Here is a 12,819-nt window from a genome sequence, read left to right as displayed (position 1 = left end):
CCGTTCACCGGCGGGCGAGCGGGGGACGGCGGCATCCGGAGGATTATGACGTTGCCGCGTCCCGCTGCGCCCGCTTGTCCCGGAGCCACTTGCGCGGGCTGACCCCCGCCGGGCGTTCGCTCTCCCACCGGGCCTCGTCGGCGGCCTTCTCCGCCTGGACGACCGCGTGCTTGGTGGCCAGGCAGGCGTACGCGAGGGCCTTGGCCACGGTCGACAGGACGGCGGCGGCGAACCGCGGGTCGTGCTGGTCCGCGGCCGCTACGGCGAACGCGGCGGGGAACCCCATCTCTGACCGGGAGTTGGTCATCTCCCACTCGACGTGCCCGATGCCGTCCACCTGGCCGGTCTGGGGGACGAGGAGGGTGGTGTGAGCGCGGACCTCCCGGTACAGCGTGGTGCTGTCCGGGTCGTTGCGGTCGAGGTGGTCCTCGTGGCCGACGGCCACCTGCACCTCGTAGCCGGCCCATGCGAAGCGGGCGGTGCGCTGCGGGGTGAGCCGTACGTCGGCGAGGGGCGCGCCGAACTTCGACGGTTCGGTCTGCCGCAGGCCGGGGTATGCCGCGGCGAGCGCGGCCACAGTCTGGTCGAGAGGGCTAGGCGAACTGGACGGGGCGGTGTCTTCGGGCACGGCGGGCCTTCCTGGCTGCGAGGGGGTGGGTACGCGTCCAGGCCGCACACGGTGGCCGGTGCGTTCGCCTGGGTGACGCCATCCCCACTCACGCGGGAAGCAGAAGAGCAGTGCTCCTAACGGGAGCCATCCCCGCGTGCGCGGGGCAGAAGGGCCGGGGCTGCCCGGCTGCCCCCAGCATGCCAGGTGCGTTCCGCCCATGAGGGCCCTTTCCCGCACGCGCTGCGGTCGGAGTCTCCTCTCTTCCGGCTCGGTCAGGTGCGGTTGCGGTCGGAGGGTTCCGTGCTGGTCCGGGCCAGCTGCGGGTCCACCGCGTAGACGGCCGGCTGACCGGGGCGCGAAGGGAGGTGCTCGTTGATCCAGGTTCCCTTCACCCGGGTCCGGCGCCGGGTGAACGTCTCGCCCTCGATCGCGTCGGGGCCGTAGACGGGGCCGGAGGGCCGGCCGTGTTCGTCGAGGAGGTGGACTCGGGTGTTGCGGGTCCAGTGGGCGCGGCGCCAGTCGCGGTACTGCGCGGGCGCCCTACTCGATGAGGGCGACGAGCTCACCGGGGGAGCGGCGGCCTGGTGGGGCGGCGCGGTGAAGCGGAGCACCCGGACGCCGAGGAGCGCGCCGAGGCGGGCCTGCGGGGTGCGGGCGGCCTGTTCCAGCTGCTGCTGGCGCCGCTGCGCCGCGGGCAGCCGGTTCTTCTTGCCCTTGCCGCTGGTGCGGGCCTGGCCCGGGATAGGAGGGGGTGTGTCCCAGTTCTCCAGCGCGTTCAGGGCGGCGTAGTTGCGTAGTACGCGGGCGGCCGGGCCGGGGTTGGTGTCGAGCCGGTGGACCGGGTGCATCGACCAGGCGTAGCGGCCGTCGTGCATGATCTTGGCGATGATCAGCCAGCCGAGCAGCGGGTTGAACAGCAGCGAGGCGTCGGAGCCGTCGTCCGGGTGGGCCAGGAGCACACCGCCCATGACGAGCGGACTGCCGCCGAAGAACGCGTTGGGCCCGGCGCCGAAGTGCGCGGCGACGTGGGCGTGGAGGTCCTCGTCGTCAGCGGTGACGGCGGGCAGCGGAACGCCGTCGTGGAAGACCATGACGGCCTCGCCCGTCAGCCGCAGCTGCGCCTCGGGTTCGGGCGGCAAGCCGGTGACGGCGTCGAACGCTTCAGAGGCCGGCACGAAGTGTGGCTGCGCGGTGTAGGCAGCGAGCATCATCTGCAGGTCCACGAACCGCTCGACCTCGCGCTCCCGGCCGGCCTGGAGCGATTCCCCTTCGACAGCAACCGGGTTTGTGCTCCTGAAGCGGACGCTGGCGGCGTCGCCGGGTTCCAGGCCGTGCCCGAGGACGACCTGCTCCTCGCGCCGGGCGGTGTCCTCGTAGAGCACGTCGCTGGCGAGCTTCTCCCGCAGCACCCAGGGGATGAGCCGGACCAGGTCGGTGGTGCGCCCGTCCGTCGTGCGCAGTACACGGCGGCGCGGCATCCCGCTGCGCCAGCTCAGGTCCTGCCCCGGTGCCAGCCACTTCGTCACCTCGGCGTTGTGCAGCAACCGCTCCCAGATCCGGGAGAACTCCTGCTGGCAGCGCTGCTCTTCCTCGGGCGTGAGCCGGGCGGCATCGGCCAGGTCGGCGCCGTGCATGAGGCGGGCGTAGGCCTCGCTCACCGGGTTGCCGGGCGTCATAGTGCTGAACGTGGTGGGCATCGTGCGGTCCTCTCAGCAGTCGAGGCAGTGCCGCTCGACGGTGAAGCTGTCTCCCGCGTAACGGTGCCACAGCCGGGGGCCGACGCCCGGCCAGGCGGGGATCCCGGACAGCGGCGGGCGGCCGGCCCGCGGGGCGTCATCGGCCAGCACCCGGGCGAAGCCAGCCCGGTACTTCTCGCTGCCCCGGTGCCCGCGTTCGACGTCGGCGAGGACCTGCCGCAGCGGGTGGGTGCGCACCTCAATCCGGCCACGGTGGGTGGTGCGGGCGCTGTGCGTGAGGATCTCGACCCAGGACCAGGCGTCCAGCCCGCGCGCGAGCGCGACGCGGTCGATGTGATCGGCCAGCGGGCCGCCGCCGTCGGTCCAAGCCGCGTACAGGCGCACCGAGCCGTCGGGCTGGGGCACGTCGGTGCGCACCAGCGTCTCGGGCCCGGCCACGGCGAGCACCCCGTCGACCACCGCGCGTTCGACCGGGCCGCGGTTCCCGGTGGGCGCTAGGCCGGGGACCGCGTTTGCGGACGGGGCCGTGAGGACCGGCACGAGCAACTCCAATGGCAGGCGGGCGGGCAGGGCTCCGCATCCTCAACGACGAGCCGGCCGACCAGTCACCCCCAGCCGGTCCGCCCGGCTGGTCAGCAGGGCCCTGGGTGCACGATCCCGTGTTCCTCCTGGCCGTGGATGATGCCGGGGAAGACACGGGTCTGTATGCGGGGGCCGTGGGGTCCGTCGATGGTCTCCCGCACGCCCCACGGAGTGTCGAGCAGGGAGACCGTGGCCGTGTACTCGATGCAGCCGAAGCTGCAGCGGAAGGTGTCCTGCCACTCGGTCACGTCCTCGCCGTCCGCGATCCGCATGGTGTGCACGAGGACCGCGCCCTCCTCGCAGTCGCACGCCTCGCTGTGCATTCCGGTGGATTCGCCGCAGGGGCACGGCTTGCCCGGCTCCTGCCGCGCGTCGTGGAACAGCTGCGCCTTGAGCGCGCGCTGGGTGGCCTCTGCCTCGTCGGTGGCCTGGCTGGCCGCGGTGGTCTCCCTATGAGTTGTCATGCCGTCGACGCTAGCGGCCCGTACCGACACCGCTGGACGACTTGGAGTACCGGCCTCGACGAGCTCGGTCGTGTACTCGCAACGCCCCGCCGTCTCGGGCGGGGCCTATCCGGCGTTGCTGCGCGGCCCGCCCGTGCCGCGGGCTGGGGCGCCGGCCGGTGCGACCGGCTCTCGCCGTCCCTACCGCCTCCCGGAGCTCGCTTCCGTACGCGGGTGTTTGCCAGCTGTGTGCCGGGCCCGATCTTCGACCGTCCCTCCGACCTTCCGTCGCCGTCTTCCTCGCCCGCGGCGCGCCGTGCCGCCGTGAGCCGAGGCCTGCGCCGGCTGAGGTCCCGATGCCCGCCCGCTGGACTCTGTCCACAGGACTGCGACCCGACGCTGCACTGCATGACGATCTCTTCGAGTGCTTCCGTTGTCTCCGCGCCGGCGAGTGCCCCGGTGGTGCACCGTGCCGCTGACCTCTGCCCCGGCTGCTTCCCCAACGTGCCTGCCGACCGTATACGCGAGGACTCGTGCGTGGGCCGGTGCGTGCCTGTGCACGCGGATAGCGACGCCTGCCTCAACTGCCGGGAGTGGCTGTGCGTTGGGTGCGGCAAGCATCCCGTGGACGGCGTACCGACGCTCTGCCCGATGTGCTGCGACTGACCGTGAACGGCTCGATGCGCGCGGCGGGTCGCCTCCGGGAGCGCCTGGCCGTTCTGCGGGGGTGGGTGCGGGAGGTGAAGCCGGCCCCCGGCACTCCGACGCCCATGCCGGGGGAGGAGACGGCGCCCATTCCCGCGCCGCCCCGTCGCCCGGTCCACCCCCGGCTGGGTGCCGCCCAGGCCCGGCCTCTGTCCACAAGCGGACCGCTCCAGCCTGGCGATATGACACATCAGAACGGCTCCGGCCAGCCGATAGCCCATGCTCTCGATGAGGCCACGCGAGCGGTGTACAAGCTGTCGTGGCCGCGTAGTGACCGGGCGCGGATTCGCTACGTGATGCGATCCCGGCACATGACGCTCCCCGAACTCGCGCGCTGGCTCGGCATTCCTCTCTCGGGCGTGACCGAACATCTCGGGCCCGGCCCCTGCGCCCACGCGCGCAATTGCACGGTCAGCGCGCGGTTGAGGGCCGAGGTGCTGCGTCTCGCGCGGCCGGCGATGCTTGAGCACGCCCGCATCCGCGCCGTCACAACGGGCATGATGGTCCATACGCGCGCACGGTTCGGGTACCGCGCTGTGCCCGGCGGACGCGATGAAGCGCGCGTGCGGCTGATTACCCAGCTCGTCCGTCCCGATGAGGCGTGTGCCCTGCTGAGCGCCCACCGGGAGGAGGCACCAGAGGGGGAGCTGCACCGCCTTCTCCAGCGCGGCCTGGTCGTGGCCTACTTCCAGCCGCGCGACACCGACAGGATCGACCAGTTCTTCGAACTGGGCCCGCTGGACTTTGTCGACGTCGATCTGACTGCCTGACACGCCGCCCGTCGCCTCCGCCCGGCCCGGCGCCCCGCCGCCCGTTCCCCGGCCCGCCGGACCCCGCGTCCGCCGCCTCGGCCCGGCCCCGGCGCCGCCCCGCCGCGCCCGCCCTCCGGCCGCCGCGGCCTCGCCGCGTCCGCCGGTTGGTGGCGTCCCGGTCCGGCGGCTGTCGGTTGGTGTGGGGGTGTGTGCTGGTGGTCGGTTGGTGCTGTGCGGTGTGGTCGGGTTGCTGCTCGTCGCCGCCGGCCGGGCTGCCGCCCACCCGGCCTCGGTCGCCGCGGCCGCCCGGCGCGTCGGTGTCCCCCGTCGCGTGCGGGAGTCCGCCCGGCGTTCCGTCTGTTGCCGTCCGCCGTCCGCCGTCCCGGGGCCGCTGGTCGCCCGGTGCCCCGGTCGCCGCCGCCCCGCGCTGCCCCGCCGCTGCTCCGGTCTCCCGTCGCCGCCCGGCCCGCCCGGCCGCCCTCCGGCCCGCCGTCCCGCGTGGTCCGTCGCCGCCGCGCCCCCGGCTCCGTGGCCTCCGGCCGTGCTGCCCGCCCGCCCGTCGTCCCTTGCGCGCGCCCGTGTTTCTTTTGCCGGGCTGCTGCTCGCGGTCCCGGCCGGGTGGTCGCTGCCCTCCCTCGCCGGCGTTCGCGTCGCCGCCCGCCGCGTCGCCGCCCGCCGCCCGCCGTCCGCTGCTCCGGGCTGCCTCGTCTGCTGCTGCTCCGCCGCCCAGCACCGCCCGGCCCGTCGTCGGCTGCCCGTCGGTCCGCCCGGCGCCCCGCCGCGGCTCCGCCGTCCCGTCCCGTCCCACCGCGGCCGTCGGTCCGCCCGGCGCCCTTCCCGCGGTCCGCTGTCCCGGCCCGTCGTCCGTCGCTCCTGCCGCCCGGCCCGTGGCCGTCCGGCCGTCGCCTCCGGCCGTGGCCCCCGGCTGTCGTGCTGGTGGTTGGGGTGTGGGGGTGGGGGTGCTGCCGTGCCGTGCTGTTTCTCCGCGCTGTTGCCTCTTGCTGTTGCAGCGCGTCATGTGGGGTCGCTCTGTATCGGGCTGTTACAGCGCGCTGTTGTAGCGCGCTGTTGGGTCGTGCTGGTCCGGGGTGCGGGTCTTGTGTGCTGGTCTCGTGTGGTGCTGCTGCGTGTTGGTGGGGCTTGGGGTGGTGGCGTGGGTGGTGTGCGTGGTGGTCATTCGTGCGTGTGGTCTGGTCTGTTTCGGTCGGTTCCGGTCGGGGTGGGCTGTTGTGCTGAGGTGGGGGTTGTGGTGCCGCTAGGGTCCCGGGACTGTGACGGAGACGAGGAAAAAGCGGTTGGTGCCGACGGGTGATTGTTTCTGCGGGTGTGGTGGGGAGGCGGGGATCGGGCGCTGGTTCATGCTCGGGCACGACATCACGGCCGCTGCGGCGTTGCGTGCGGTGCAGGGCGGGGTGACGTTGCCGGAGCGTCTGGTCGAGTCGGGGTTCGGGCCGGAGCGTTCGGTGGTCCAGGAGGCGGTCGACCGGGCGGGCTGGGCCCGTTGTGCGGGGTGCGCGTACGCGGGGGCGCCGGCGGGGCTGGCTGCTCATGTGCGCGGGGGCGGGTGCGAGGGCGCCGGCCGGGCCGAGTCGGGGCCGGACGGGGCCGGGGTGCCGCCGGGCGGCGTCCAGGCGGCCGAGGCGGCCGAGGTGGCCGCCGGGGAGCTGTCCGCTGCTGCTGCGCCGGGGCGCGTCGCCGAGGGCCGTACGGGCCGTACGGGCGGGTCTGGCGGTTCGGGTGGTGGGGACGCTGGGCCGGTGCGGGTGGAGGCGGGTGTGGCTCGGGGGCTGGTGTTGCCGGGGCCGGGTGACGGGTTGTGGCGGGAGGTGCCGCTGCATCTGCGTCAGCACCTGGAGGTGGCCGCGCACCGGCTGGTGTCTCCGGAGCTGGCGGTGTTGCGGGAGAAGGGGAATGCCGGGGTGCGGTACGCGCTGCGGGCGGCTGATGGCCGGCGGATGGGCGGGAAGCACTGGCTGGCGTTGCTGGGTGCGCCGAGGGAGTCGTTCGGCAGTGCGCGCAGTGAGCGGGCGCGGCGGGTGTTCGAGGTCCTGGAGCAGGTGGTGGCCGAGTATGTGGCGCCGGCCGTCGCGGGGAGCTCCAGGAGCGGGGTGTCCGGGCCCGGTTCTGCCGGGGCCGCCCCCGAACCCGGCCGTGCGGCCGAGTCCGTCGACGAGTCCGTCGGGGTCTGCGGGAGTGGGCCCGCCGCCGGGGCCGGTGCGGCGGCGCAGGAGGACCTGGCGGTGGAAGGGGCCGCGGCCGTGCCGGGGCCGAGGGAGGCGGGGCCGCAGGCGGCCGATGATGCCGCGTCCGAGCCGGCCGCCTCGGCGTCGGCCTCCGGATCTTCGGTGTCGGGGGTGCGGGCGGAGGCCGGTGCCGCGCGGGGCCGGCTGCTGCCGGGGGAGAGCGATCCGTCGTGGGACGAGGTGCCGCTGCATCTGCGGCAGGCGCTGCGGGGTCCCGCGCACCAGCTGGTGACGCCGGTGCGGGGGCCGTTGAACGAGCCGGAGCAGCGCCGTGTGCTGTCCGCGGTGCGGGCGGCCCAGCGGATGCGGATGACGGGCGCGCACTGGCTGCTGCTGATGTCCACGGAGCGGGAGGCCTTCGGGAGTTCGGGCAGCGCACGGGCGGGGGCGCTCTACAAGGTGCTTGAGCAGATCCTGGCCGAGTACCCGCCGCTCACCCAGGACCAGGAGGAGCCCGCCGCCGGGGAGCCCGCCGCCGGGGAGGCCGAGGCCGGCTGAACCACCGCGCAGGGGCCCCGGGCGCACCGCGCGGGACCTCGGGCGCGTTCTCCGTCCGGCCCGGCCGTCCTGGCCGCGCCCCGTATCTCGGACGCCGCCGCCGGCCGCCGCGCCGTGTCCCGCGTTCGCGGTGGCGCGCCGCTGTGCCCGGTGGGGTGGCGTGCTGGTTTCGTGTGCTGCTCGACCGGGCTTCTGCAGCGTGCTGTTGGGGCGTGATGTCCGCGGGGCCCGTGCCGCCGTACGCCTGCCGTCCCGGGCGCCCGTCCGGCCTCGCCGGCCGTACTGGGCCGTGCCGGCTGCTGCGCCCTGGGCGTTGTCCGCCGGCCCGGCCGGTGGCGGGGTGTTGCGGGGCTGGGCAACGGTTCCGTGTGCGTACGCGGGGGCCGGGGCTGTGGGTGTTGCCGCGCCCGGCAACACTTCGGTCGGCGCCCGGCCTCTGCTCGCGTCGTCTCGTCCGCGCTGGGGCTGTCCGGGCCTTGCTGGGGAAGGCCCGTGTGGTGCTACGCGGCCTGGTGGCTGGCCTGCCGGGTGAGTTCGATGAAGTTCGTGACGCGGCTTTCGATTCCACGGCGCAGGCGGTCGTCGGCCGGGTTGTCGGCGAAGTCGAGCAGTTCCTTGTGCATCAGCGTCAGGAAGTCGATCGCCTTCTGGGAGTCGGTCAGGGTGCTGTCGTTTTCGAACGTCCCGATGAGCTTGGTGACGTCACCGGCGAGGGTGCGGGCCTGGTCTGCCTCGGACTGGTTCATGGGGTCCTTTCCCGAAGGGGCGAGGGTGAGGGGTGTATCCCTCACCGCTGGTTACTAATGTACCTCAACGGGGGGTGGGTGTCAAAAATGAAGGGCCGCTCTTGGGGGGTGTGACGCCGCCTGCCGTTCCCGCCCGGGGGCCTGTCGCGGCGTGGTGCGGGCGGGTGTCAGCGCGGGGGTGTGTAGCGGATGCGGGCGTAGGTGATGGCGTCGGGCCAGATGCCGAGGGTGCGCAGGTAGCGGCGGATGACGTCGTCCTTGGTGCGCCCGGTGACACGGGCCGGGGCGGGGCCGCCCGGGGTGGGGTCGATGTACCAGCCGGTGGCGCGGCCCGCGGCGTTGCGGGTGCGGCCCAGGGCGGCCCGGGGCGGTGTGGCGTGACGGGTGCCGTGGGGGACGGTGACGGTGCCGTGGCCCGGCCCGGTGAGCTCGGCCTCGACGACGACGGCGCGGCCGGTGGCCTCCAGGTGGAGCCGGTGCACCTGGTCGACGGCGGCGCGGGGGACGGCGCTGCCCCAGTGGTTGGCCCGGCCGTCCGGGAGGCCGGCGAGGTGCGCCTCGTATCAGTCGGGTGCAGGTCGTAGTCGTCGCCGCCGATGGTGAGCAGGCCGCAGGCCACGGCGTCGTCGAGGTGGGTGCCCAGGCCCAGGGCGGTGGTGTGCTTGATCGCATCGCCCTCGGCGGCGCCCTTGACGAGGGCGAGGATGTGCGTCGGGCTGGCGTGGTACTTGCCCATGGGCGGGGTGCTCCCTGTCGTGTCGGGCCCAAGGCGGGGCGCCTGCTGCGCCCCTGTGCCCGGTGCGGGCGGGCCGGCCGCCGGGCGGTGCGGGTCCGCCGCACCTCGGCCGCCTGGCCCGCCGTCTCCCTTGGGGCGGCGGGCCGGTCTGTGTCAGAGCTGCGGGGCGTGGGGCGCCAGGGCCTCGGGGAGGTGCTGGGTGTAGAGGCCTTCGAGTCCGGCGGGTGCGATCAGGCCCCAGGTGAAGGTGTCCGTGTCCGGGTAGAACCAGCCGCGCATCCGGCTGGGGGCGTCGTGGGTGCGGATGACGCCTACGCCGTAGACCTCAAGGGTGCCGTCGTGGAGGCCGTCCTGCTGCTCCTTGGTGAGGTGGTCGACGTCGTAGTACTTGTTGAACTCCTCGTCGGCGACGACGGCGAGAACGGGGCTGAAGTCGTCTTCGACGCGGCCGAGGAAGCTGCGGTAGCGGGCGAGGGAGGCCAGCGCGTCCGCGCGGGTGGCGCAGGTGTCGCGGTAGAGGACGCGGTCCTTGTGGTCGGGGATCTCGTCGGTGTCGTACTGCCATGCCTCGACCTGGTGGCGGGCGTAGGTGCCGACGCCGTTGTGGCGCTTGCGCAGGAAGCCGTAGGGCTTGCCGTCGACGACTACGGGGTGGCGCTCGGTGCAGAACTCGCAGGTGATGCCGACGTGACGCAGGAAGCGCTGGAGGCGGGGGAAGCGGGCGAAGCGGGTGCCGCAGTTGCAGCAGGTGTACACCTCCCAGCTGGTGGGCTCGGCCACCGAGTCGTGGTTGCAGCGGGGGCACGCGTAGGTGGCGCCGGTCTTCCAGTCGATCACGTTGTTGTTCATGGCTTCCTCCTGGCTTCGGGGCGGGGCGCTCACCCCGATGTGCTCATTAATGTACCTCACGAGGGGGGAAAGGTCAAAACAAAGGGGTCGTGCTTGTTCTGCTCCGGCGCGCGCTGACTGCCCGGGGCGCCGAGCCGCCGAGCTGCGCACCGGCCACAGGCGCCGGGGGCTGGTGCGCCGTCGGCGCCATCCCGCTGGTTGCGGGCGGGCTGCGTTCCCGCTGGCGGGCGGGTTGTTCAGCGTTGTTCAGCGTTGTTCGGCATTGTTCGCCGGCACTCGGCACTCGGCACCCGGCGGCCTTCGGCGCCCCGTCCGCCGCGGCGAGTCACTGGGGGCCGACCTGCGCGGGCGCCATGTCGCCCTGGGGCTGTCCGGCGTCGGGTGTTGTGGGGCCGGCAACGGTCCCGCGCCTGTACGCGGCACCCGTGGCCGTGGTGGTGCCCGTGCTCGGCAACACCACGGCAGGGGCCTGGCCGTCGTCCTGGAGCTGGGGTACCTCCGCCGCGCCGCACCGGGGCCCGCCGCCGGGGTTCTGGGGGCGCGCGGTGGCGGGTGTGTGCGCCCTGTCCGGGGTGCCGAGCTGCTCGTACGGTCGCAGGACGGGCCGAAGGCCCCCGTTCCGGGTCCTGGGCCCGGGGACGGCAGGGCGAGGGTGGAGGGGGCGGTCGGGATGGAGCGCAGGACGCTGCTGGGCGCAGGGCTCGGCGCGGTGGGGTGGTGGACGGCCGGGGCGATGCCGGCCGGGGCGATGCCCGCAGGCGGTCGTCTGCGGGAGAGGGATCTGGCGGTAGCGCGGGGGCTGTTCTCCGCAGGGGAGTACGGCCGGCTGCGCCAGGCGCTCCCGGCTCTGGGCGCCCGCGCGCGTGAGACGCAGGAGACAGGGCCGGTGGGAGCCGGCCGGGCGGCGCAGGTGTGGGTGCTCGCTTCCCAACTGGCCGTCAAGGACGCCGCCCTGGAGGAGGCGGGCGCGTTCGCGGCTCGGGCCGCAGCAGCGGCCGCCCGTTCGGGCGACCCGGTGCTCCTCGCGGCCGCAGCACGGGCAGCCGCGACGCCGCTGCGCCGTACGGGCCGCGCCGATCAGGCCCTGCAGCTCCTGGCGCAGGCCCATGACCAGCTGGACGCCGTCCGCCGGCCGGGCCTGGCCGTGCTGGACGTGTCGGGGATGGTGGCCCTGTCCGCCGCGTACACCGCCGCGCAGGCCCGCATGCCGTCCGCGGCGCGGGAGTTCGCCGACCGGGCCGAGCAGAGCACGGCCCGCCTCACCCACACCTTGGCCGGGGCCCGGGTACCCGCGGGCGAGTTGTCGCCGGCGCAGTGCGTCTTGTACCGGGTCGGGATCCACCGGGAGCTCGGCGACGTCGACAAGGCCCTCGCGTACGCGGTGCGCCTGGATCCCGCCGTGCTGTCCACGCCGGAGCGCCGGGCCCGCGCGGCCACCGACACGGCCCGCGCGCTCCTGGCCGCCGGTGACGTGCCGGCCGCGTTCGACCAGCTGCAGCGGGTGGAACGGGCCGCGCCGCAGGAAGCGCGCCGTCCCTCGGTACGCGCGCTGATCGCCGACGTCGCCGCCCGCCGGCCGGACCTGCCCGGCGTGAGGGCCTTCACCCGCCGCACCGCCCCACCCCTACGCCCAACCACCTGACCGCCCCGGGCCGCGGCGGCGCCCGCCTCGCCGAGCTCGGCCGACCCCGCTGCGCCCCGCCCCCTCGCCGCCCGCCGGGGTTGTGGAGGCAGGCGTCCGCCGGCGTCCAGAACTGTCCAATTCTGTCCAACCACATCCAGGAACGGGGGCCGCGGAACCCCGTCGGGCCTGCTCGGTGTCACCCCGTGGTGTCCCCCTGGTGACCTGCAATTTTCGACGTCGGCAGGCGTGACACGACAGACGGCGTACGGCCGGAGGCCGTCACCCCGGGCGCCCTGGACGGACGGCAGCCGGCGCCCAACCGGGCTGCTGCGCCCTGCGGCCGGCGGTGCGGCCGGGTGGTGTTGCGAGCCCCCGCAACACCCCTTCGCCGCTCAGCCGGCCGCCCAAGCCCCGACCGTCTCCTCGTGCCCTCGGGCAACAGGCAAGCCGTACGACGTCGTGGCCCCTCCCCGCCGCGCAGGCCGAGCCCCCAGACGACGACCTGGAGCCGGTGTTGCGACCCCGGCAACACCACCGCCGAAGCCGCCGCGAGGCCTCCCCGGCGCGAGGCCGTCCCGCGCCGTCCCGCGCCGTCCGACGCCGTCCGACGCCGTCCAAGAACGTCCAGAAACGTTCAGCCGACGCGACGAAGGATGCTGCGCCCCGCCACCGGTGCCGCTCGTGAGCGAGTTGTTCGGCGTTGTTCGGTGGCATCCGGAGCCGCCCTGCCCGCCCTACGCTCCCGCACCGTCGCTGCGCCCCGACCGCAGGCACCTCGTGGGCTGCGTCCGCTCGGTGTCCGTCTACCCCCGTCGGCGTCCCGCGCGGCATCCGCGAGGTGTCCACGTACCGACGGGCCCCGCGCCGGGCTTTGTACTTTGCAAAGTAGGACCGAGGACGCCGAAAATGTGATGCCTAACACACAGGCAAGCCGGGTGACACTCACTCAAAACACCACAAACAGAGCCCGATTCACACCGCTCAACCTTCGGCCGGCACCCGACAACGCACACCCCCCACTCCCTCGCTGCCGAGCGAAGCGAGCCCTCCCCGGACTCCCGAGCACCCGCACCCGACGAGCACACCGAAGAGCGCGGAGCGCTCCACCCAAGATCAAAACGACCCTCCCGAATCCATCACTCAACGTAACCGGAGCGCGGAGCGCTCCGGCGCCACCCAACCAAGGCCGGAATGCGAAGCATCCGGCCGTAACGCCCAACTCCGGAGCGCAGCGCAGGAGTTGACCCACCCTCACCAACCAGTGGGGCGCGGAGCGGGGGGGGGGGGCCGCCCCCCCCGCGGGGGGGCACAAAAAAAACGAGGGGCGCGGGGGA

The 12,819-nt window shown here is 74.3% G+C and carries 11 protein-coding genes; 3 read left to right on the top strand and 8 right to left on the bottom strand.

The window, feature by feature from the left end; all coding sequences use genetic code 11:
• Positions 1-43: 43 nt before the first annotated feature.
• From ACFWP7_RS35355 to ACFWP7_RS35340, 4 genes are all read right to left on the bottom strand, one after another.
• Positions 44-628 carry a hypothetical protein gene (locus ACFWP7_RS35355; RefSeq protein WP_384390280.1) on the bottom strand — a complete coding sequence of 195 codons (585 nt, stop codon included), beginning with the start codon at positions 626-628 and terminating at the stop codon, positions 44-46.
• 254 nt (positions 629-882) lie between these two features.
• Positions 883-2,307, bottom strand: coding sequence for a hypothetical protein (locus tag ACFWP7_RS35350; RefSeq protein WP_384390277.1), 1,425 nt, complete (start codon positions 2,305-2,307; stop codon positions 883-885).
• Between the two features lie 12 nt (positions 2,308-2,319).
• Positions 2,320-2,847, bottom strand: a complete 528-nt coding sequence (locus tag ACFWP7_RS35345) for a hypothetical protein (RefSeq protein WP_384390274.1) — start codon at positions 2,845-2,847, stop codon at positions 2,320-2,322.
• A 92-nt stretch (positions 2,848-2,939) separates the two neighbouring features.
• Positions 2,940-3,353: a hypothetical protein gene (locus ACFWP7_RS35340; protein ID WP_384390271.1), complete on the bottom strand. Its 414-nt coding sequence runs from the start codon at positions 3,351-3,353 to the stop codon at positions 2,940-2,942.
• Positions 3,354-4,219: 866 nt separating this feature from the next.
• Between ACFWP7_RS35340 and tpg the strand changes: the two genes are divergently transcribed.
• Positions 4,220-4,807, top strand: a complete 588-nt coding sequence (gene tpg / locus ACFWP7_RS35335; protein ID WP_384390268.1) for a telomere-protecting terminal protein Tpg — start codon at positions 4,220-4,222, stop codon at positions 4,805-4,807.
• A 1,024-nt stretch (positions 4,808-5,831) separates the two neighbouring features.
• Here the strand turns inward: tpg and ACFWP7_RS35330 are convergent.
• Complete coding sequence (locus ACFWP7_RS35330) at positions 5,832-5,966, bottom strand: hypothetical protein (RefSeq protein ID WP_384390265.1); 135 nt, start codon at positions 5,964-5,966, stop codon at positions 5,832-5,834.
• Positions 5,967-6,147: 181 nt separating this feature from the next.
• Here ACFWP7_RS35330 and ACFWP7_RS35325 point away from each other — a divergent pair, with 181 nt between their 5' ends.
• Entirely contained in the window at positions 6,148-7,530 is a 1,383-nt protein-coding gene (locus ACFWP7_RS35325) for a hypothetical protein (RefSeq protein ID WP_384390262.1), read from the top strand.
• A 500-nt stretch (positions 7,531-8,030) separates the two neighbouring features.
• Here the strand turns inward: ACFWP7_RS35325 and ACFWP7_RS35320 are convergent, their stop codons facing one another.
• The 3 genes from ACFWP7_RS35320 to ACFWP7_RS35310 all read right to left on the bottom strand — a co-directional run bounded on the left by ACFWP7_RS35320 (position 8,031) and on the right by ACFWP7_RS35310 (position 9,861).
• On the bottom strand, positions 8,031-8,276 hold the full coding sequence (locus tag ACFWP7_RS35320; protein WP_384390259.1) for a hypothetical protein: 246 nt from the start codon (positions 8,274-8,276) through the stop codon (positions 8,031-8,033).
• A gap of 167 nt (positions 8,277-8,443) precedes the next feature.
• Positions 8,444-8,758, bottom strand: coding sequence for a hypothetical protein (locus tag ACFWP7_RS35315; protein ID WP_384390256.1), 315 nt, complete (start codon positions 8,756-8,758; stop codon positions 8,444-8,446).
• 407 nt (positions 8,759-9,165) lie between these two features.
• Positions 9,166-9,861, bottom strand: a complete 696-nt coding sequence (locus tag ACFWP7_RS35310; RefSeq protein WP_384390253.1) for a hypothetical protein — start codon at positions 9,859-9,861, stop codon at positions 9,166-9,168.
• 670 nt (positions 9,862-10,531) lie between these two features.
• Here ACFWP7_RS35310 and ACFWP7_RS35305 point away from each other — a divergent pair.
• Entirely contained in the window at positions 10,532-11,503 is a 972-nt protein-coding gene (locus tag ACFWP7_RS35305; protein ID WP_384390250.1) for a transcriptional regulator, read from the top strand.
• Positions 11,504-12,819: the final 1,316 nt, after the last annotated feature.

The organism is Streptomyces sp. NPDC058470 (genome assembly GCF_042721055.1).
Taxonomy (GTDB): Bacteria; Actinomycetota; Actinomycetes; order Streptomycetales; family Streptomycetaceae; genus Streptomyces.
The sequence above is the reverse complement of the archived record's forward strand: the minus strand, read 5'-3'. Positions and strand labels throughout refer to the sequence as shown.